The sequence below is a fragment of the Paraburkholderia graminis genome, assembly GCF_003330785.1.
Taxonomy (GTDB): domain Bacteria; phylum Pseudomonadota; class Gammaproteobacteria; order Burkholderiales; family Burkholderiaceae; genus Paraburkholderia; species Paraburkholderia graminis.
The window spans coordinates 3,994,235-4,014,838 of the sequence record NZ_CP024934.1; the positions used below are offsets into that span (position 1 = coordinate 3,994,235).

General features: G+C 65.6%; 21 protein-coding genes. 12 read left to right on the forward strand and 9 right to left on the reverse strand.

Going from position 1 to position 20,604, the window contains the following annotated elements:
• Positions 1–4 precede the first annotated feature (4 nt).
• A complete protein-coding gene (gspF, locus tag CUJ91_RS18020; protein WP_006050806.1) occupies positions 5–1,222 on the forward strand; it encodes a type II secretion system inner membrane protein GspF in 1,218 nt (405 codons plus the stop codon).
• 60 nt (positions 1,223–1,282) lie between these two features.
• Here the strand turns inward: gspF and CUJ91_RS18025 are convergent, their stop codons facing one another.
• The gene (locus CUJ91_RS18025) at positions 1,283–1,696 is read right to left on the reverse strand and encodes a type II secretion system protein N (RefSeq protein WP_006050805.1); all 414 of its coding nucleotides are present in this window, start codon (positions 1,694–1,696) and stop codon (positions 1,283–1,285) included.
• Between the two features lie 157 nt (positions 1,697–1,853).
• Here CUJ91_RS18025 and gspG point away from each other — a divergent pair, with 157 nt between their 5' ends.
• Genes gspG through CUJ91_RS18065 form a run of 8 tightly spaced genes read left to right on the forward strand, consistent with a single transcriptional unit; the run spans position 1,854 to position 7,877 of the window.
• The gene (gspG, locus tag CUJ91_RS18030) at positions 1,854–2,318 is read left to right on the forward strand and encodes a type II secretion system major pseudopilin GspG (protein ID WP_006050804.1); all 465 of its coding nucleotides are present in this window, start codon (positions 1,854–1,856) and stop codon (positions 2,316–2,318) included.
• Positions 2,309–2,848 (forward strand): GspH/FimT family pseudopilin, encoded by a 540-nt coding sequence (locus CUJ91_RS18035; protein ID WP_114156634.1) that lies wholly within the window; start codon positions 2,309–2,311, stop codon positions 2,846–2,848. The genes gspG and CUJ91_RS18035 overlap by 10 nt, the downstream gene beginning before the upstream one ends.
• Before the next feature lies 1 nt (position 2,849).
• Positions 2,850–3,284, forward strand: coding sequence for a type II secretion system minor pseudopilin GspI (gene gspI, locus CUJ91_RS18040; protein ID WP_029971197.1), 435 nt, complete (start codon positions 2,850–2,852; stop codon positions 3,282–3,284).
• A complete protein-coding gene (locus tag CUJ91_RS18045) occupies positions 3,262–3,963 on the forward strand; it encodes a PulJ/GspJ family protein (protein ID WP_114156635.1) in 702 nt (233 codons plus the stop codon). The genes gspI and CUJ91_RS18045 overlap by 23 nt, the downstream gene beginning before the upstream one ends.
• 43 nt (positions 3,964–4,006) lie before the next feature.
• Positions 4,007–5,125, forward strand: coding sequence for a type II secretion system minor pseudopilin GspK (gene gspK, locus CUJ91_RS18050; protein WP_114156636.1), 1,119 nt, complete (start codon positions 4,007–4,009; stop codon positions 5,123–5,125).
• Between the two features lie 28 nt (positions 5,126–5,153).
• Positions 5,154–6,575: a type II secretion system protein GspL gene (gene gspL / locus CUJ91_RS18055; RefSeq protein WP_029971194.1), complete on the forward strand. Its 1,422-nt coding sequence runs from the start codon at positions 5,154–5,156 to the stop codon at positions 6,573–6,575.
• Entirely contained in the window at positions 6,572–7,075 is a 504-nt protein-coding gene (locus CUJ91_RS18060; protein ID WP_006050798.1) for a type II secretion system protein M, read from the forward strand. Before gspL ends, CUJ91_RS18060 begins: the two co-directional genes overlap by 4 nt.
• A 22-nt stretch (positions 7,076–7,097) precedes the next feature.
• Complete coding sequence (locus CUJ91_RS18065) at positions 7,098–7,877, forward strand: type II secretion system protein N (protein WP_114156637.1); 780 nt, start codon at positions 7,098–7,100, stop codon at positions 7,875–7,877.
• A gap of 658 nt (positions 7,878–8,535) precedes the next feature.
• Here CUJ91_RS18065 and CUJ91_RS18070 read toward each other — a convergent pair.
• Positions 8,536–10,119 (reverse strand): efflux transporter outer membrane subunit, encoded by a 1,584-nt coding sequence (locus CUJ91_RS18070; protein ID WP_114156638.1) that lies wholly within the window; start codon positions 10,117–10,119, stop codon positions 8,536–8,538.
• A gap of 178 nt (positions 10,120–10,297) precedes the next feature.
• Complete coding sequence (locus CUJ91_RS18075; protein WP_114156639.1) at positions 10,298–10,723, reverse strand: hypothetical protein; 426 nt, start codon at positions 10,721–10,723, stop codon at positions 10,298–10,300.
• A 217-nt stretch (positions 10,724–10,940) separates the two neighbouring features.
• Here CUJ91_RS18075 and CUJ91_RS18080 point away from each other — a divergent pair, with 217 nt between their 5' ends.
• Complete coding sequence (locus CUJ91_RS18080) at positions 10,941–11,486, forward strand: MarR family winged helix-turn-helix transcriptional regulator (protein WP_114156755.1); 546 nt, start codon at positions 10,941–10,943, stop codon at positions 11,484–11,486.
• Positions 11,487–11,617: 131 nt separating this feature from the next.
• Positions 11,618–13,216 (forward strand): DHA2 family efflux MFS transporter permease subunit, encoded by a 1,599-nt coding sequence (locus CUJ91_RS18085; protein WP_006050793.1) that lies wholly within the window; start codon positions 11,618–11,620, stop codon positions 13,214–13,216.
• A 19-nt stretch (positions 13,217–13,235) separates the two neighbouring features.
• On the opposite strand, the gene CUJ91_RS18090 is transcribed toward CUJ91_RS18085, so the two are convergent.
• From CUJ91_RS18090 to ada, 4 genes are all read right to left on the reverse strand, one after another.
• A complete protein-coding gene (locus CUJ91_RS18090; protein WP_029971187.1) occupies positions 13,236–13,763 on the reverse strand; it encodes a hypothetical protein in 528 nt (175 codons plus the stop codon).
• Between the two features lie 136 nt (positions 13,764–13,899).
• On the reverse strand, positions 13,900–15,516 hold the full coding sequence (gshA, locus tag CUJ91_RS18095; protein WP_114156756.1) for a glutamate--cysteine ligase: 1,617 nt from the start codon (positions 15,514–15,516) through the stop codon (positions 13,900–13,902).
• Positions 15,517–15,834: 318 nt separating this feature from the next.
• On the reverse strand, positions 15,835–16,752 hold the full coding sequence (locus CUJ91_RS18100) for a DNA-3-methyladenine glycosylase family protein (RefSeq protein ID WP_114156640.1): 918 nt from the start codon (positions 16,750–16,752) through the stop codon (positions 15,835–15,837).
• A complete protein-coding gene (ada, locus tag CUJ91_RS18105; protein ID WP_114156641.1) occupies positions 16,749–17,924 on the reverse strand; it encodes a bifunctional DNA-binding transcriptional regulator/O6-methylguanine-DNA methyltransferase Ada in 1,176 nt (391 codons plus the stop codon). The genes CUJ91_RS18100 and ada overlap by 4 nt, the downstream gene beginning before the upstream one ends.
• 417 nt (positions 17,925–18,341) lie before the next feature.
• On the opposite strand from ada, the gene CUJ91_RS18110 reads away from it, so the two are divergent.
• A complete protein-coding gene (locus tag CUJ91_RS18110; protein WP_114156642.1) occupies positions 18,342–18,767 on the forward strand; it encodes a VOC family protein in 426 nt (141 codons plus the stop codon).
• A gap of 36 nt (positions 18,768–18,803) precedes the next feature.
• Here CUJ91_RS18110 and CUJ91_RS18115 read toward each other — a convergent pair whose 3' ends face one another.
• Positions 18,804–19,358 carry a YaeQ family protein gene (locus CUJ91_RS18115; protein WP_107710105.1) on the reverse strand — a complete coding sequence of 185 codons (555 nt, stop codon included), beginning with the start codon at positions 19,356–19,358 and terminating at the stop codon, positions 18,804–18,806.
• A gap of 141 nt (positions 19,359–19,499) precedes the next feature.
• Entirely contained in the window at positions 19,500–20,477 is a 978-nt protein-coding gene (locus tag CUJ91_RS18120; RefSeq protein WP_006050620.1) for a LysR family transcriptional regulator, read from the reverse strand.
• Positions 20,478–20,604 lie beyond the last annotated feature (127 nt).

The following is a 20,604-nucleotide window of genomic DNA, read 5'->3' on the forward strand; positions in this document are numbered from 1 at the left end:
GCGCATGCCGGCATTTCGTTTCGAAGCGATCGACGCGGCGGGCAAGGCGCAAAAAGGCGTGCTCGACGCGGACAGCGCGCGCGGCGCGCGCACCAATCTGCGTTCGCAAGGACTCACGCCGCTCGTCGTCGAGCCGGCCGCCACGCGCACGCGCGGCGAGCGCAATCAGCGTCTTTCGTTGGGACGGCGGCTGTCGCAGCGCGAGCAGGCCATTCTCACGCGGCAACTGGCGAGCCTGCTGATTGCCGGCTTGCCGCTCGACGAAGCGCTCGCGGTTTTGACGGAGCAATCGGAGCGCGACTACATCCGCGAATTGATGGCGGCGATTCGCGCCGAGGTGCTCGGCGGCCATTCGCTCGCGAATGCGCTCACGCAGCATCCGAAAGACTTTCCGGAGATCTATCGCGCGCTGGTCGCGGCCGGCGAACATACCGGCAAGCTCGGCCTGGTGTTATCGCGGCTCGCGGACTACATCGAGCAACGCAACGCGCTCAAGCAGAAGATCGTGCTGGCGTTCACCTACCCGACGATCGTCACGATCATCGCGTTCGGCATCGTCACGTTTTTGCTGAGCTATGTGGTGCCGCAGGTGGTCAACGTGTTCGCGAGCACCAAGCAGCAACTGCCCTTTCTCACGATCATGATGATGGCGCTCTCCGGCTTCGTGCGGAACTGGTGGTGGGCCGTGCTGATCGCGGTCGCGGTGCTGTTCTATGTGGTGCGTTCGACGCTCAGGCAAGCGGGCCCGCGCTTCGCGTTCGACCGGTGGCTGCTCACCGCGCCGCTGCTCGGCAAACTCGTGCGCGGCTACAACACCGTGCGCTTCGCGAGCACGCTCGGCATTCTGACGGCGGCCGGCGTGCCGATTCTGCGTGCGCTGCAAGCCGCCGCTGAAACGCTCAGCAACACGGCGATGCGCGGCAACATTGACGATGCGATCGTGCGCGTGCGTGAAGGCACGTCGCTGTCACGCGCGCTCGGCAATACCAAGACGTTCCCGCCGGTGCTGGTTCACCTGATCCGTTCCGGCGAAGCGACCGGTGACGTCACGACGATGCTCGACCGTGCCGCCGACGGCGAAGCGCGCGAGCTCGAGCGCCGCACGATGTTCCTGACGAGTCTGCTGGAGCCGCTGCTGATTCTGGCGATGGGCGGCGTGGTGCTGGTGATCGTGCTCGCGGTGATGCTGCCGATCATCGAGTTGAATAATCTGGTGCAGTGAGGCGTGGAATGCCGCGGCGCGATTGCGCAGCGGCGTGATGGCTGACCTTGGCGATCAGGCTTAACGCACGTAGATAGTAGGACCCGCGGCGTTGGCCGGCAGGAATACTTCGGAATGCGCGCCATTGCGGTCGATCACGATGGAGCGGGCGCGGACTTCGGAGAGTTTGGCGCCTTGCATCAGCGTGCTGCCGAGCGACACCGCACGCGGCGGCTCGCCGCCTACGCTGACGATGGCCGCGGCGCCTTGAGTCAGCGCGAGAATGCCGAACAGATGCACGTCCTGGTTGACCGTGCGCGTGAGCTGTCCGCCGAACAGCGTGGCGGCCTGATCGGTCGAGACCTGCGCGTGCGCGGCGGCTGCGGGCACCGGCGCACCGGACATCGCGGTCAGTGTGATGGTCCAGTAGGTCAGCGTCGCGCAGAACACGGCGAAGAGCGCGAGCGACAGAAGGCGGATTTGGAGTGCGTTCATGCGCACATTGTACGGACTATTGTGAAAATTGCGTTGGGTTGAAACCCTTCAACTGCATGACATTAAAATGACCGGCCGGGCACGTTCAATGGCACCGCGAGTGCCAGAGCACCGAGTCCGCCCAGTCGATAATTCACCTGAAAAGAGGTAGCAAGCTATGCAACTGTCGACCATTCGCCGCACAGCAATTGCGGGTTCGCGCAGCCGTCGTCAACGCGGTTTTACGCTGATCGAAATCATGGTCGTGATCGCGATTCTCGGCATCCTGGCCGCGTTGATCGTGCCGAAAATCATGAGCCGTCCCGACGAAGCGCGGCGCGTCGCCGCGAAGCAGGACATCGGCACTGTGATGCAGGCGCTCAAGCTTTATCGTTTGGACAACGGCCGTTATCCGACGCAGGAGCAAGGTCTGCGCGCGCTGATCGAAAAGCCCGCGACGGACCCCGTGCCGAACAACTGGAAAGACGGCGGCTATCTGGAACGTTTGCCGAACGATCCTTGGGGCAACGGCTATCAATATCTGAACCCCGGCGTGCACGGCGAAATCGACGTCTTCAGCTACGGCGCGGACGGCAAGGCAGGCGGCGAAGGCAATGACGCCGACGTGGGCTCGTGGCAATAGACGATAGCAACGCACGTGTCGCAACGAACCCGCCGCCCCGCGCGGCGGGCGCGGCGTTGCACGCGCGCGGCCTGCGCCGGCATCAGGCAGGTTTCACGCTGCTGGAAATGATGGTGGTGCTGGTGATTGCAGGCTTGCTGGTCTCTCTGACCGCGTTGACGATGACGCGCAATCCGCGCACCGATCTGAACGAGGAAGCACAGCGCCTCGCGCTGCTGTTCGAATCGGCCGGCGACGAAGCGCAGGTGCGCGCGCGCCCGATCGCGTGGCAACCGTTCGACGGCGGCTTTCGTTTCGACTTGCGCACCGAGGACGGCTGGCGTCCGCTGCGCGACGATCTGCTCAAGCCGCGTCAGTGGGAAGGCGGCGTGAGCGGCGTGACGATCGACTATCCGGGCTCGAATTCGAAGGCGAATCGCGTCGTGTTCGGCACCGAGGCGATCGACGTGCCAGTGCGCGTCACGCTGTTTTCCGCGGCGGGCAGCGCGACGATCGTCGGCACCGGCAATGGCCGCTACGAGGTGCACTGACATGCGCCATCGCAGCAGCAGCAGTAGCAGAAGCAGCAGCACGGCGGCTCGCCGGGCCGTCCACCGCGAGCGCGGTTTCACGATGATCGAAGTGCTGGTCGCGCTCGCGATCATCGCCGTCGCGCTTGCCGCATCGCTGCGCGCGGTCGGCTCACTCGCGACCGGCGAGGCCGATCTTCATCGGCGCTTGCTGGCCGGCTGGAGCGCGGATAACACGCTCGCGCAATTGCGCCTCACGCATGCATGGCCGAATGTCGGCTCGACGAGTTTCGATTGCTCGCAAGGAAATTTGCAGTTGATCTGTACCGAGCAAGTGTCGGCGACGCCGAATCCGGTGTTTCGTCGCGTGGAAGTGATGGTGACGATGCCCGGGCGCTCCGGCAATCTCGCCCAGATGGTCACGGTGGTCGCGAATGAAACGAATCGTTCGCTCTGAGCGCCGCGGCGAGCGCACCGGCCGCCGCCGCTCTCGCGCGGGCGTGCATGGCTTCACGCTGATCGAACTGCTCGTCGCGATCGCGATCATGGCGGTGATCGCGGTGCTGTCGTGGCGCGGGCTCGACCAGATCATCCGCGGCCGACAGACCATCACGAACGCGATGGAAGACGAGCGCGTGTTCGCGCAACTGTTCGACCAGATGCGCATCGACGCGCGTCAGGCCGCTTCCGACGACGAATCCGGTCAGCCGGCGGTGTCGCTCCTCGGCGGCGCATTGCAGATCGTGCGACAGATGAGCTTGCCCGGCTCCGCGCCGCGCTTGCAGGTCGTGCGTTACCGCGTCACGGAAGGCCGCGTGATCCGCTATGCGTCGCCGCCGCTTGCCAGCGTCGGCGATCTGCGCGCGGCGTCGCGCGGCAGTGAAGGCGAAGGCTGGTCGGCCGTGCCGTTGATGGGCGGCGTCGGCGCAATTTCGGCGCGGCTCTACGTGCCGCGCGTCGGCTGGACAACGCAGATGAAGGACGTGCAAGGCGCGATCACGGAGGCCGACAACAATCTCAAGGTGCCGCAGCTTGGCAATGCTCCGCTGCCGCGCTCGGTGACGGGGCTCGAAGTGAGCGTGGGCGCGAAGTCGCTCGCACGGCCCATCACGCGCGTTTTTTTGATTGGGGAATGAGATGAGATTGTTCTCCTTCAGCGCGGGACGCTCGACCCGTGTTATGCGCGGAACGCGCGGCGCGCTTAACTCACGCCACGCCCACCGCACCCACCAGCGCGGCGCAGCCATCATCAGCGCATTGCTCGTCGTTGCGCTCTCGGCGATTCTTGTCTCCGGCATGTTGTGGCGTCAGCAAGTCCAGATCCGCCGGATCGAGAACCAGCGTCTGCTCGCGCAGGCGCAATGGGTTGCGCGCGGCGCGCTCGACTGGACGCGTCTGATTCTTCGCTCCGAAGGCGATACGTCCGCGGGCATCACGTATCTCGGCGGCGTGTGGGGCGTGCCGATCGCGAAGACGCGGCTTTCCGACTTCCTCGGTCAGATCGGCGAGGTGCGCGCGCAGCAAGGCGCCGCGACTTACCTGTCGGGTTCGATCGAAGACGCTCAGGCCAAATTCAATCTGCGCAATCTGGTCGCGAGCCCGGCGCCCGGCGTCATGCAACTCGACGTGGAGCAGATCGGCGCGTATCAGCGGCTGCTGGTTTCGCTCGGCGTGAACAGCCAGCTCGCGAAGAACACCGCGGTCCAGGTGCGCGCGAGCCTGATGCAATCGGCGACGCGCTTTCAGACCGTCACATCGACGTCCGGCACGCCGTCGACGCCGGCGATCCAGGGCGGCGCCGCAGGTGGGGCAACAGGCGGCGGCTTCACGGACAAACCGGGCATCGAAGACGGCGAGGACAGCGCCGCGCACGCGCCGCTGCAAATGACGAGCGTCGATTCGCTGCTCGACATTCCCGGCTACACGCCGGAGATGGTCGCGCGCTTGCGGCCCTTCGTGACCGTGCTGCCGACCGTGTCGGCGATCAACATGAACACGGCGCCCGCCGAAGTGATTGCGGCCGTTGTGCCGGGCATGAATCTGTCTTCCGCGCAGGCGTTCGTCGCGCGGCGGCAGACCGTGTTTTTCCATAACGCCGGCGACGTGCAGCTCGCGTTGCGCGGCGCGGGCGCGCCGCAGACTTCGATCGATCCAAACCAGTTCGACGTCAACACGAACTACTTCCTGATTCATGGCCGCGTGCAGCACGAGCGCGCCGAAGTCGACCGCACGACGCTCGTCTATCGCGATGCTTTGACTCACACTACGCGTATCGTGCGGGTGCAAGACCAACTATGAACAACGCCTTTCCCAGAGAGAGTGGCCTTTGAGCACGCTGATCGTCTTATTGCCGCCGCGTGATCCGGCGGTGCCGTCGCAGGAATGGCAGTTGCCGGACTTGCCGTTCGTGCTGCTCGACAAGTCGGGACGCACGCAGCGCGCCGGGCGTTCGGCGCTTGCGCTGTTGCCGCGCGCGACGTCGACGGTGCTGATGGTCGCCGCGCGCGACCTCCTGATGATGCCCGCCACGCTGCCGCCGCTGCGCGGTCCGAAGCTGCGCCAGGCGCTGCCGAACATCGTCGAGGATCAGCTGATCCAGGATCCGCAAACCTGCCATATCGCCGTGGACCCGCAACCGGCGGCGGGCGGACGGCAAGTGCTGGCGATCATCGACCGAGGGTGGTTCCGCTTTATCTACGAAGCGTTTTCCGCTGCTGGGCACCGCAGTTTGCGCGCGGTGCCGGTTACACGCTGTCTGCCGGAGGCGCGGTTATCCGCGGCGCCGGTCGACGTTGCCGAAACGGTGAGCGCGGCCGAGCCAGCATTGGCGGGCGCCGACGCTTCGCCACGCCGCGATGCCGCGCCGGTGGCAAGCGCGGCTGATACATTGTCCGACGCCGCAACTGGAGCCATGCCGATGGTCGCGGCGGTGCTCGGCGCAGTCGTTCAAACCGCGCCGGCACTGCTGCTGGAAGGCGCTGTCGAAACCGGCACGCCGCGCGTCGAACTGGCGATTGCGCGCGGCGCGCAAGGCGAAGGGCTCGCAGTGCCGGCGAACGCGGTCAACGCGACGCTCGCGGCGCTCGCCGGCGCGATGCCCGTGTCGCTCTATATGCTCACCGAAGTGCCTGGCAACGAGCCGAGTCTCGGCGCGAGCAGCCCGGCGCGGCTTGCCGCGCATGTGCACGGCGCGAGTCCGCTGCCGTTCGAGCAACTCGCGCGGCGCGCGCTCGCGTGCCGCTTCGATCTGTGCCAGTTCGAATTCGCGTCGCAGCCGTGGCGGCTCGACCGCGCGACGCTGCGCCGCCTGCGCCTGCCGGTGCTGCTCGCTGTCGGCGCGCTGCTGGTCGCGATCATCGGCGCCAATGTGCAGTGGCTGATGCTGTCGCGCCAGCGCGACGCGATCAACACGCAGATGACCGAACTGCTGCTCAACGCGTTCCCGAAGACGACGGTCGTGCTCGATGCGCCCGATCAGATGTCGCGTCAGTTGCAGCAGTTGCGTGTGGCGGCCGGCGAGCTTTCCCCGGACGACTTCCTCTCCATCGCCGATCGTCTCGCGCGCGCTCTGCCGCCCGTGCCCGTCAACGGCATTGCCGCGCTCGATTATCACGACCGGCGGCTCGACGTGACCTTTAAGCCGGAGGTGAAGCTCGATCCCGATTTCGCCGCGCGCCTCGCGCGCAACGGACTGAATGGCGCGATCGACAGCAATACCGGCAAGTGGACCATCAGGAACGGACAATGAAAGCTCAACTCGCGCAAACCTGGGCAGGCTTCTGGGAGCAGCGGACCGACCGCGAAAAGGGTCTGCTGACGTGGGGCGGCGGCGTGCTCGCGGTGGTGATCGCGTGGTCGGTGCTGTGGGCGCCCGCGCAGGAGGGGCGCGCGCGTCTGCGTCAATCGCTGCCCACCTTGCAGCGCCAACTCGCGCAGATGACGGCGCAAGCCAACGAAGCGCGTCAGCTTTCCGGCGCCGCTCAGGGTGTGGCGCCGACCGGCGGCGCGCTGAAGGACGCGCTGTCCGCGTCGCTTGCCGATCATGGCCTAGCGGCCACGCAGGTTCAGGTGATCGGCAATGCGGTGCAGGTGCAGATGAAGAACGCGTCGTTTCCCGTGTGGACGGGTTGGGTCGACGATGTGCGCCGCCAGTTCAAAGTGCAGGTCGCCGAAGCGCACGTGACCGCGCTGAAAGAAGACGGCCAGGTGGACGTGACGGCGTCGCTGCAGCCATCGACGGCGAAATGAGCGCGCTGCCACGGGATCTCGCATGACTTACTGGATGCGGCGCCTGCGCGCCGCGCTGCCCTGGCTCGTGGTCGCGGTGTTTTCCAGCGCGGCAGTGATGCTCGCGATGTTGCCGGCCGCCTGGATCACGCCGCAATTCGCCCGTCAGAGCGGCGGGCACGTGAACCTCGTCGACCCGGCCGGTTCGCTGTGGCACGGCTCCGCCACGCTGATGCTCGCCCCGGGCTCCGACATGAGCGCCGCGACGCTGCTGCCTGGACGCATCGAATGGCGCACGGCCTTCTGGCCGCTCTTCACGGGCCGCGTGCGCATGACCATGCGGCAGAGCGAGGCGATGCCGGAGCCGATCACCGTCGACGCCACGCCGCGCAGCGCGAATGTGACGCCCGGCGCGATCGCGGTGCCGGCCTCGCTGCTGAGCGGTCTCGGCGCGCCGTTCAATACGCTGGATCTACAGGGCGACGTGCGGCTCTCGTGGTCCGACTGGCGCAGTTTCAACCGTCAGGCGTTCGGCCAGTTGACGGTCGCGCTGAACGACGTGAGTTCGCGTGTCTCGCCGGTGAAGCCGCTCGGCTCGTATCAGTTGGTGTTTCAGGCGGAAGGGGCGTCGTCGACGCTCGAGCTGCGGACCATCAAGGGGCCGCTGATGCTTAACGGACGTGGGGTCGTGTCGCCGGCTTCGACGTCGTTTCATGGCACGGCGACATCGGCGCCCGAGGCACGCGACAATCTCGCGGGACTGTTGAACCTGCTCGGACGACCGAGCGGACCGGATACGGTTGCGTTGTCGTTCGTGCATTGAGGTGGGTGGGTGGCGCGGGTGGTGATAGACCGCGCCGTTCGGTGCTTTTGAAGTCGCGGCAAAAGGGGATGCGGTCGTCGCGTTGCTGCCGCTCGCGCGTTAGTCTGACGCGCGGACGCGCGGATGCTGATAAAGCCGCGGTGCGGCGTTTCGAGCTAGCGACTAAACGAGACTGGTCAACGTCGTCGCGCGGACGTCGAGCTGGACCCGCAGATGCGTCGCGTGGGTGCTAACAACGCGCGGAGCAGCGCCTTTGAGCTAGCGGCAAAACGAGACGGGTCAAGGTTGTCGCTCGCACGTCGAGTTCGACGGCAGACAACGTCGTCGCTCGGACGTCGAGCTGGACCCGCCGATGCGTGGCGCGGATGCTGCAACGCGCGGAGCGACGCGTTTGATCTGGCGGCAAAACGAGACCGGTCAAGGTTGTCGCTCGCAACTCGGGCTAGAGCCGCGGATGCGCGGCGCGGGTGCTGACAAAGCCGCCGTGCGGCACTTCGAATTAGCAGCGAACGGCACACGGACGTCGTTGCCGCTCGCATGTCGAGTTGAACCCGCGGCGGCTCGTACAGCGCTAGATGCAAAAAAGGCATGACGGGTTTCGTTGGCCCGTTATGCCTCTTTGAACGCCGCTGTATCGCGCGGCGCCCCGCTCGCCCGCCTATTTGCTTTGCGCTTGCATCTGCGCGGACGTCGCCGTCTGCGCAGCTCCTCCCTGCGCGACAGGCGTCGCCGCCGATGCCGACGCCGGCTCCGGCGCCGCCACCCCACCGGTTTCGCGATTCATCTGCGACACATCCCAGCCGCCGCCCAGCGCCTTCACCAGCCCGACCGACGACACCATCCGCTGCCCCGCGATGGTTTGCAGCTTCTGCTCGGCCGTGAACGCCGTGGTCTGCGCGGTCAGCACGTTGACATAACCGACCGTGCCCGCCTTGTATTCGTTCGTCACGATGGCAAGCGCCTGGCGCGCCGACTCCACCGCCTGCTGCTGCACCACGATTTCCCGTTCGAGGATGCGCTGGGACGCGAGATTGTCTTCGACGTCCTGAAACGCCGTCAGCACCGTCTGACGATAGGTGGCGACGTTCTGGTCATAGGCGGCGCGCGCTGCTTCGGTTTGGGCGCGGCGCAGGCCCGCGTCGAAGAGCGTCGCCGCGAGTTGCGGGCCGACCGTCCAGAAGCGCGACGGCGCCGTCAGCAATTGCGAGAACACCGAGCTTTCGAAGCCGCCGCTCGCCGACAAGGTCAGCGACGGAAAGAACGCGGCGATGGCGATGCCGATCTGCTCGTTGGCCGCCGCAGCCTTGCGCTCGGCGGAAGCGATGTCCGGCCGCCGCTCCAGCAGCGCCGACGGCATTTGCGCGGGCACGGCGGGCGGCGTGGCGGTGAGCGGCATCGGCGGGATCGAGAAGGTGGAGGCCGGTTCGCCGACGAGCACCGCGATCGCATGTTCGTCCTGCGCGCGCTGCACGCCGTTGTCGATCGCGGATGCCTGCGCCGATTGCAGTTGCGTTTGCGCCTGGATCACGTCCGAACGCGCGGCCACGCCCGCGGCGTACTGGTTCTGCGTGAGTTGCAGCGAGCGCTGATAGGCGGCGACGGTTTCGTCCAGCAGTTTCTGATTCGCGTCGAGCGCGCGCAGCGCGAAATACGTCTGCGCGAGCGTGGCCTGCGCGGACAGCCGCGCGTTCGCCAGATCGGCCGCGGCGCCTTGCTGGCCGGCCTTCTGCGCATTCACCGAGCGGCCCACGGAGCCCCACAGGTCGGGCTCCCAGCTAGCGTCGAGTTGCAGGTCGTAGCTGTTGCTGACGCCCGAGCGGCTGACGCTCGTCGATCGCGTACTCGACGAAGCACCGCTGCCCGAGCGCGTCGCGCCCGCCGACAAACCGAGGGTCGGGAAGTATGCCGCGCGCGCCTCGCCGACCAGCGCGCGAGCCTGCCGATAGGCGGCCGCAAATTGCGCGATGGTCTGATTGGCGGCGTTCAGCTTGTCTTCGAGCGCATCGAGTTGCGGGTCCTGATAGATCGTCCACCATGCGCCGCGGTCCTCGTGATCCGCCGGTTGCGCGACTTTCCAGCCGGGCGCGGCTTCCTTGTATGAAGCCGGAATCTCGGCGGCGGGGCGCTGGTAGTCGGGGCCGACCGCGCAGGCTGCGACGAGGCCCGCGGCGGCCAGCGCGACGGCGAGGGTCAGGACGCGAGGCGCATAGGTCCGCGCGGACGAGGTTCGGTCAGACTGCATGCATTTTTCCTTCTGGACGCCACGACGCCGCCAATGACGGACGGCGCCGGCCTACGATGTGCCGGCATGTTAGCGTATGAGCCCGCTGGGCGCGGGAAACAGAAAGGTTAATGCGGGCAGCGACGAAGGTGTGTTACTGACGGTGTCGCGAAGGTTACGCGCCATTACTGGCTGCCGTTCAAACGCGGGCGTCGGTGCGCGAATCGATCCGCGATTCCGTCGATGTCGTCTTGCGCGCGAGCTTGCCGGCTGCGGCCCGGCACGGTGCTTCGCCGCGCGACTGGCAGGCGCTTGCCGCACCGTGCGCAATGACAGGTGCCGCGCTCTTAACGCCTGACACGCTTGCCGCGTTCGCGAGCGCCGCCGCGCTGTCCACCGACCCGCCCTTCGCAGCTTTGATGTCCGCGATGCCCTTCAAACGCTTGCGCGCCCGACGATGCTCGAACCACGCCAACACCGCGACTCCCACCGATCCGCCGGGCAGCACGAACAGCACGGCGAACAACGCGAGCTTCCACCAGCGATGCGGGCCCTGGAAGCTGTGCAAAGCGGAATCGGTCAGAGAGCGGCTGAGGCCGCCGAGGGTATTTTTCAGGTACAGCATGGGAGGGACATCCTTGGGTCACGCCGGCCTGGCGGCGGACAAAAAAAGCGGTCAGAACATAGTCTCGGGTGGCGCGGATCGCGTAACTCGTTGCTTAATATAATATTGACTATGCAAGTAAATTTCAAGATACTGTGCGCGATGCGCGGCCGCGTTGTTGTTTTTCGGTGTCGCGCGCGTCCAGAATGTGCGTCTGCTGCAATGTTCCTGTACCCAAATGACTGACGGCCCCTACAAAGCGGACGAGATCCGGCTCGATACGAGTCTCGGCTATTACTTGTCGAAAGCGCGCAACGTGCTAGTCGAGCGCACCGACCGCGCGGTCAAGCCGCTGGGGCTGACGGCGCAGCAGATCGGCGTGATCCTGTTGCTCGCTGCCGGGCGCGCGAACACGCCGTTCGAGTTGTCGCGCGTGATGTCCTATGACAGCGGCTCGATGACCCGTCTGCTGGACCGCCTTGAAAAGAAAGGCTTTTTGCAGCGCACGCGTAGCGACGCCGATCGTCGGATGGTCAAGCTGGAGTTGACGCCGCAAGGGCATGAAGCGGCGCAGCAGTTGCCCGGCATCGGCGCGGCCGTGCTGAACGAGCAGTTGCGCGGCTTCTCGGACGCGGACCTCGCGACGCTGATCGAACTGCTCAGCCGTTTCATCGCCAACGGTATCGACCCGGGGGCGAACACAGGCTGCGGTTTGTGTGCGGAAGCTGAGCCGCCCGGCGATGCAACGGCCGACGATTCATCGCCGGAGAAGGGCGAGCATTAACCGCAGAGCGCCTTCTAGGGGCGCAGTTGTAAAACAATATCTGTCTGGGCAGAGTGTGATGCAGCATGCAAATGCCCAGAGAAACGCGACAAGCCAGGCACGACACACTTCCGCGCTGAGGAGAACAACACATGGCCGCTACGGCTTCCAACGCTGACGAACCCGCAGCTCAACCTGCACACCAGCCCGCCACCCCGCCCGCGGCCGAGCCGGCGCCGCTCAAAGGCGGCGCGCTCGCGCTCCTGACCGTCGGGCTCGCGCTCGGCACGTTCATGGAGGTGCTGGACACGTCGATTGCCAACGTCGCCGTGCCGACCATCTCCGGCAGCCTCGGCGTGGCGACGAGTCAGGGCACATGGGTGATCTCGTCGTATTCGGTGGCTTCGGCGATTGCCGTTCCGTTGACGGGCTGGCTCGCGCGGCGCGTCGGCGAAGTGCGGCTCTTCACGCTGTCCGTTCTGCTCTTCACGATCGCCTCAGCGCTGTGCGGCTTCGCGCATAACTTCGAGTCGCTGATCTTGTTCCGGCTCGTGCAAGGGCTTGTGTCCGGCCCGATGGTCCCGCTGTCGCAAACCATTCTGATGCGCTCGTATCCGCCCGAGAAACGCGGGCTCGCGTTGGGGTTGTGGGCGATGACCGTGATCTGCGCGCCGATCTTCGGCCCGGTGATGGGCGGCTACATCACGGACAACTACACCTGGCCGTGGATCTTCTACATCAACGTGCCGATCGGCCTTTTCTCCGCGGCCTGCGCGTTCGTGCTGTTGCGCGGGCGCGAAACCAAAACCACGCAGCAGCGTATCGACGCAATCGGCCTTTCGCTGCTCGTGATCGGCGTGGCGTGTCTCCAGATGGTGCTCGACCTCGGCAAGGACCGCGACTGGTTCAACTCCACGTTCATCGTGACGCTCGCGGTGATCGCGGTGATTTCGATTGCGTTCATGCTCGTCTGGGAGATGACCGAGAAAGAGCCGGTCGTCGATTTATCGCTCTTTAAGGACCGCAATTTCGCGCTCGGCGTGCTGATCATCTCGTTCGGCTTCATGGCGTTCTTCGGCTCGGTGGTGATTTTTCCGCTGTGGCTGCAAACGGTGATGGGTTACACGGCGGGCCTCGCCGGTCTCGCCACCGCGCCGGTCGGCATCCTCGCGCTGTTCCTCTCGCCGATGATCGGCAAGAACATGCACCGGCTGAATCTGCGCGTGATCGCGAGCTTCGCGTTCATCGTGTTTGCGTTCGTGTCGTTCTGGAACTCCACCTTTACGCTCGACGTGCCGTTCAATCACGTGATCTGGCCGCGCCTCGTGCAAGGCATCGGCGTGGCCTGCTTCTTCGTGCCGATGACGACCATCACGCTCTCGAGCGTGTCGGACGACCGGCTCGCGAGCGCCTCGGGCCTATCGAACTTTTTCCGGACGTTGTCAGGCGCAATCGGCACCGCCATCAGCACGACGTATTGGGAGAACGACACGATTCGCCATCACGCGATGCTGGTCGATAACGTCAACGTCTACACGGCGAACACGAACGCGTACACGAGTGCGCTGGCCGGCGCCGGCCTTTCCGGCGACAGCATCACGGCGCAGCTCAACCAGGTGGTGACCGCGCAGGCTTATATGCTGGCCACCAACGACTTCTTCCGCATTTCGTGCGCGGGCTTCCTCGTGCTTGCCGTGCTCGTGTGGATCACGAAGCCGCGCAAAGGCGTCGGTCCGTCGATGGGGCATTGAGCGGCGCGCAACGCGTCGCTCACTGACTCACGGCTTCGCCAGTGGATGGCGTGACCGACTGTCCTTGCTGCATATCGGGATGCAGGGCGGGATGCACCGCGGCGGACGCGGGCTGCGCCGGCTTGGCATCGGTTCCCTGTGTGCCTGCCGGCGTGCCGCGCACATATTGCTTGAAGTCCGCGCCCGCTTCCCACGGGTTCGGCTTGCAGCCGAGCGAGCCGTCACAATGCGCGGCGAAGCCGATCGTCGCGGTGCCGTCCGGATTCTGCGTGCGGGTGATCTGGTAGGCGAGCGCGCGCTTGCCGCCGTCCGGGCCGGCCGTCTGGATCAGCGTGCTGGTCGCGGCTTCGATCTTGTACTTTGAGTTATTCGCGACCCACGTTTGCGCGCGCTGCCACCAGAGGTCGCACTCGGCCTTGCTCGAACAGGTCAGCGGCGTGGTGGCGATCTGCATGACGTCGGGATCGACTTGTCCCTGTGTAGAGCATGCCGTCGCGGCAACGGCAGCCGCGGTAACGCACAGTACGGACAACAGACGTTGCTTCATCACGTTGATCCTCCCTCTTGTTAGCGTGTCTTATCAGTTTGGACCGCGTCGTGTAGAGGGTGTTTCCTTCAGATCAGAGAAACGTGCAAATGCGTGGACAACTTACCGATGCGTGCCGATGCGGCAGCCGCTTCAGTCACACGCTGAAGCGGTTCAACGTATAAGCCCGATAAGCGGCGACGAACGCATCGAACGAGCCCACTTCTTCCCGCTCGAGTTTCGCCTGTTCCTCCAGCGATTGCGTGGCCAGCTCCTCAAACTCCTTTGCCACGTCTGCAGGCAGCGGACGCGCGCGGAAATGCGCCGCATGCGCTTCGCTCTGTTCAAGACCGAATTCGAGGAAGCTCTGCTGCTTCTCGCGCATGGTCTGCAATACGCGTGCGGACGGCGTCAGCGACGCATCCGCCAGCTTCGCGCGCTGAACCGCAACCGAGCGCGCATGCGCGTCGCCGCCGTTGAGCGCGTCGAGCGCGGCGGCGGCCGCTTCGATCTTGACGAACAGTTCGTCGGCCCATTCGGTCATCGCGATGGTCTGCCCGTCGCGCGTGAGTTCCAGGCCAGGCTTGCGCCCTTCGGTCGTCACGCGCGCGAAGTTCTGGTTCGCCTCGCAATACGCGGGCGGCGGCAGCGGCGCGCTGTCGTCGAGCGCACACACGAGCAGATAGGCGTCGAGAAAGCGCGACGTTTCGAGCGAAATACCGACCGGCTCGAAAGGATCGATGTCCATGCAGCGCACTTCGACGTATTGCACGCCGCGCGCGGCGAGCGCATGCAGCGGCCGCTCGCCGGGATACGTGACGCGCTTCGGACGGATCGTCGAATAAAACTCGTTTTCGATCTGCAATACGTTGGTGTTGATCTGCACCCACTCGCCGTCGCGCTGCGTGCCGATGGCCTCATACGCCGGATACGGCTGGCTGACGGCCTTCGCGAGCGCGTCGAGATAACCGGGCAGCGTGTCGTAGTCGGCGTGCAGCGCGGCTTGCGCGGTGGTGTTCGAGTAGCCGAGATCGCTCATGCGCAGGCTCGTCGCATACGGGCGATACAACGTGTCGGCGTCGAAGGTTTCGAGCGAATGTTTGCGCTCGCGCAAGAAGCGGCGGTCGAGCGCGGGCGACGCGCCGAACAGGTACATCAGCAGCCAGTTCGTGCGGCGGAAATTGCGGATCAGCGCGAGGTAACGGTCGGACTGAAAATCGACCGCGTTCGCGGTGGATTGCTGCTCGGCGTGCAGGAGCCGCCACACTTCTTCGTTCAGCGAATAGTTGTAGTGAATGCCCGCGATGCATTGCATCGTGCGCCCGTAGCGCAGCGCGAGGCCGATGCGATACACGTACTTCAGCTTGCCGATGTTCGACGAGCCGTAATCCGCGATCGGAATGCCTTCATCGGTGTCGGGCAGCAGGCCCGGCATCGAGTTGTTCCACAGAATCTCGTCGCCGAGGTTCGCGTAGACGAAACGATGCAGCGTGTCGAGCTTCTCGAGCGTGAGCGCGACGTCGTGCTCGGCCGGCGTGATCAGTTCGATTAGCGCTTCGGAATAGTCGGTGGTCAGCGAAGGATGCGTGAGCGCCGAACCTAGCGCGCGCGGATGCGGCGTCAACGCGAGCTGGCCCTCGTGCGTCACGCGCAGGCTTTCTCTTTCGATGCCGCGCAGGCCGCGTAGCAGCGCGTCGCGCTGCGGCCCTGAAGTCAGCACGGACAGGCGGTGCAGGAACGCGTCGGTCGTGCGGGATGAGGTCGTGTTTGGCATTGATGCGAGTCGGGCGTTGTCGGCCGCCATGTGCCGCCTGGCTGCTCGCGGGCAGCATGTTGCGGTTGACAACGTTCGGCGGAATTTTCAGTAGCGGGCACTTTAACATCTCGCCACCGCGCCTGCTTGAGGCCGCTTCGGCGGGCGATTGCAGGCCGCCGGGGCGTCTGTTGGCCGGTGTGTTTTCACGCCGGATTTGCGGATTTGGCCACACGGATTCCAGGTTATTGCGGCCATTGCAGCCGCGTTTTTTAGTGAGCGTGGCGACACGGCATGACGTGTCGCCACCTTCGCCTTAGACGGCTAGCTCGCGCAGCACTAACCGCCGCGCGCGGCCCCGGCCCGATCCGCCACCTCGTTCCACAGATGCATCGCCGCATAAGCGCGCCACGGGCGCCAAGCGTCGGTGCGCGTGCGCTGCTGCGTGGGCCGCACGAGCGACGGGTCGCGCGCGCAGATCGACTGCATCAGCACGAGATCCCACGCCGGCCAGGCGTCGGAATCGCGCCACGCGCGCATCGCGACATACTCGACCGTCCAGGGGCCGATGCCCGGCAGGGCGAGCAAGGCCGCGCGCAGTTCGCTTGCGTCCGCCGTGGCGCTGTCGAGCGGCACATCGCCCGTCGCGACCGCGTGCGCGAAGCCTTGCAGCGCGGCCACGCGCTTGCCCGGCATGCCGATTTGCGCGAGGTCGACGGCTGCCAGCGCTTGGGGCGTCGGAAAACGCCACGCCGTGTTGTCATGCGGATGCCCTTCGATACGCTCGCCCGCCCGCTGCACCAATCGTCCGATGATAGTGGTCGCCCCCTTCACGCTGATTTGCTGGCCGACAATCGCGCGCACCACCAGTTCGAAGCCCGACCACGCGCCCGGCACGCGCAAGCCGGGCGCGGCGTCGATCAGCGGCGCAAGCCAGGGGTCCGCGGCGAGCGCGGCGCCGATCTTCTTCGGATCGGCGTGCAGATCGAACATCTTTGCAATCGGCGCGGCGAGCGCGTCGGCGTGACGGCTCACCGGGCCTTCTATGCTCGCCACCAGACAGCGCTTGCGCGGATGCTCGCACACGCTGAGCGTGCCGCTGTCGCCGGCCCATTCGATCGCGCGGCGATACGCGCCGTCTTCGACGGTCTCGACGCCGGGCGTCGCGCGTCCGCTGAAAAAGCGCAGCAGGCGCCGCCAGTCGAACGGCGCTTTGTACGGGAGTTCAAGAGTTGCAACGTCGTCGAGCGTGCTCACGCGGCGTGGTCCAGTTTGTTGGCGAGGGGTTGAACAGGCGTCGTTTCGGGGCGGGCGGTTTCGTCGGCGGAAACGCGGTGCGCGTGCTGCGCCTCGTTGTCGAGCAGCGCGGCTTTGCGCGGCAAGCCCCAACGATAGCCGGCAAGCGCCCCGCCCTTTTGCACGACGCGATGACACGGAATGGCAAGCGCAACCGGATTCGTCGCGCAGGCGCTCGCGACCGCGCGCACGGCGCGCGGCGCGCCGACGGCTTCGGCGATCTCCGTGTAGCTGCGCGTCTCGCCGTAGGGAATGTGCCGCAGCGCGTCCCACACGCGCTGGCGGAAGGCCGTCGCCGCGATGTCGAGCGGCAGGTCGAAATGCTGACGCGTGCCGCGCAAATAGGCGTCGATCTGCGCGACGAACGGCGCGAGCCGCTCGGCGTCCTCCAGCAGATCGGCATTGGCGAATTCGCCGCGCAGTTCGTCGACGAGCAAGGCGGCGTCGTCGCCGAAACCGATCTTGCAGATGCCCTTGGCCGTCGCGGCCACCAGCACGAAGCCGAGCGAGGTCGGCGCGCTGGCGTAGCGCACGGTCAGCCCCGCGCCTTTGCGGCGATATTCGGACGGTGCCATGCCCAGTTCCGCCGACGCACTCTCGTACATCCGCGAAGGCGAGTTGAAGCCGGCGTCGAGCGTGGCGCGCGTGACGTCGGCGCCGCGCTTGAGCGCGTCGCGCAACGCGGCGCCGCGCCGCGCAGCCTGATACTGGCGCGGCGACACGCCGACGACCCGCTTGAACAGGCGCTGAAGGTGGAACGGGCTCAGGTGCACGGCGTCGCTCAATTGCGCGAGCGTGAGACGTTGCTGCGGATCGGCGTCGAGCGCCGCGCACGCGCGGTTCACGATGTCGAGTTCGCGCGGCAAGCCGCCCGGCTGACAGCGCTTGCAATCGCGAAAGCCGGCGGCGCGGGCCGCGGCGGCATCGGCGAAAAACGCGACGTTCTCGCGGCGCGGCTGGCGCGATGCGCAGGACGGACGGCAGAACACGCCCGTCGTCTTCACGCCGTAGAAGAAAGCGCCGTCCGCGAGCGGATCGCGACGGGCGACGGCTTCCCACCGTTCGTCGTCGGAATGCCAGGCGGCGGTGCGGGCGGTCGTGTCGGTCTCGGCGGGTTGATGGGTGCGGTTCATGATGGTCCCGGATGGGTGCTGTCGATGCTCACCAATGTAGGCCGCATCCCGACACACTACGCTCCGGTTCTTGCTCTGTCATTGCGCTTCCTCGTAGCCGGCAGACGCCCGGCGGGCGCCGCTCGGCGTCATCTGACGGCTCGTTTTGCCTCCAGGTGCGACAATTTTGCACGATGTCGGGTTTTCCCCTAAAAAGTTATTGCGTCGCACCAAGCGCATGTGTATATTAGTACCTGTCTCCTCCATGTCTCCTCCTGATATGGATTCAGCCCGCTCCACATAGAGCGGGCTTTTTTTCGTCTATACGTTTTGCGTGCCGGCCGGCGCTGGACGGCATCTAGCCCGTCAACGCCCGCCCCGCTTTCCCATAAACTGGCTGTTCTCCGTTTGATAAATCAGCCACGGGAGGCGCTCAATATGAAGATTCATATTCGCGAGATCGACCACGTCGTGATTCGGGCGACCGACGGTGCGTCGATGGCGCGCTTTTACTGCGACGTGCTCGGTTGCAGCGTCGAAAAAGAGCAGCGCGAGCTGGGTCTCACGCAGTTGCGGGCGGGGCGCTCGCTGATCGACCTGCTGCAGGTGGGCGCGAAGATCGATCGCCCGGAAAACGGCACGCCCGGCGCGGGACGCAATATGGATCATCTGTGTTTGCGCGTCGAGCCGTTCGATGCCGAGGCGCTCAAGGCGCACCTGGCCGCCCAAGGCGCGCGGATCGGCGAAGAAGGCGTGCGTTATGGCGCGGACGGCTACGGGCCGTCGCTGTATCTGTTCGACCCCGAGGGCAACATGGTCGAGCTCAAAGGACCGCCCGAAGCGGCGCGCGTGACGTCGCTCTGAACCTCGCGCGTCGCGGGCGGCCGGGCCGGCGCAAAGTCAAGCGTTCGCGGGCGCCTTCAACACCGTCCACTCGATTTTCACGGCGTCGGCTTCAGCGCTGCCGAGCCACGCCTCGCCGTCCTGCACGGTGCATTGCAGCCGCATCGTGCGCTCCGCGAGCGAGCCGAGTTCGGCCGCGATGTTTTCGCCGAGCGACCACACCGTCACATTGCGCATGCGCTCGACCTTGTTCCGCACGCCCTGCCACCAGATGTCCGAAGTTCGCCCGCCGTAGGCGATCACAATCACCTCGTTCGAACGGCCGCTCGCCTTGGCGATGCGCCGCTCGTCGGGCTGGCCGACTTCGATCCACGTTTCGATCGCGCCGGTCAGATCCTTTTGCCAGAGATCGGGTTCGTCGACATCCGATAAACCCTTGCAGAATTCGAGCCGTTCCTGCGCGAAGAGCGCGAACGCGGCGACGCGGACCATCATGCGCTCGTCGGTTTCGGACGGATGACGCGCGATGGTGAGCGAATGGTCGGCGTAATAGTGCCGGTCCATATTGGCGATCTGCAGTTCCGCCTTGTAAATCGTCGATTTGAGAGCCATGCCGTTGCTAAACCAGACGCTCGCCCCACCGGAGCGAACGGAAAATGAGTCGTCGACGGCGCGTTGCCGTCTTCCGTGTTTGTTGTACATTTTGCGTCCCTCCCTGCCGTCAGCCGGCCATCTCATGAAGGGAGGAAGCATTTATCGAACCATGGCCGCCTCCGACGGCGCGCCGTACACCTCGCCCGCGGCCTCGCGCAGCGCTTCCAGCACGACCGACGCGGCCGGCGAAAGCAGGTGCGACTGGCGCGTGATGATACCGAAAGTGTCCATCCTGCATGGCAAATCGATCGGCAGGCGCTTCAGCACGCCGTACTGTTGGTACTGGCCCGCCACTTCGTTCGGCAAAACCGCCAACATGTCGCTCTGAAGCAGCAGGCTCGAAATTGCCAGAAAGTTGTTGGTGTTGACCACGTTCTGCGGCGGATTCAGGCCGATCTGCGAAAACATCAGATCGAAACGATGCCGCAACACGCTGCCCGGCGGATGCAGCACCCAACTGGCGTTGACGATTCCCCGCAGCGTCAGCCCGCTCTCGTTTTCCAGCGGATGGCCCGGCCGCGCGACCACGCACAGCGGTTCGTCGGCGAGCGGTTCGTAGCGGACTTCGGTCTTGAACTGATTTTGCCGCTCGAGCACCCGGCCGATCATGATGTCGAGTTCGCCTTCGGCGAGCCGCGGCAACATCACGTCCGACGTTTCGACTTCCGCCCAGATCTGCAATTGCGGATAACGCTCCTTCACGCTCGCGATCGCGCGCGGCACCATCGTGGCCGCCGCCGCCGCGATCACGCCGATGCGCACCTGCCCGGCGAGTCCCGCGCGCAGCGCCGAGATTTCGTCGTGTGCGTGGCTCAGATTCGAGAGCACCATGCGCGCATGACGGATCATCACCTCGCCGTACAGCGTCGCGTGCATGCCGTGCGGCGTGCGGTCGAAGAGGCTCACGCCCAGCATGTCCTCCAGTTCCTTGAGGAGCCGCGAAGCCGCCGGCTGCGTCATGCCCAGCACGTCGGCGGCGCGCCGCACGTTGCCTTCTTCCTCCATCGCGGCCAGCAGCAGCAACTGCCGCGTCTTCAGCCGCGCACGCACGAACCAGTTCGAGTAGCTACGCGTCATGGCCTGTCTCCAACATCATTATCGTTGGCGCCATGATGCCATACCGAAATTGTTATCGGGATAGCCTAAAAAGGGATTGGAAAGTTATTGCGCCCGCTCATACCATTCGTGGACTTTCCAGGCTTCT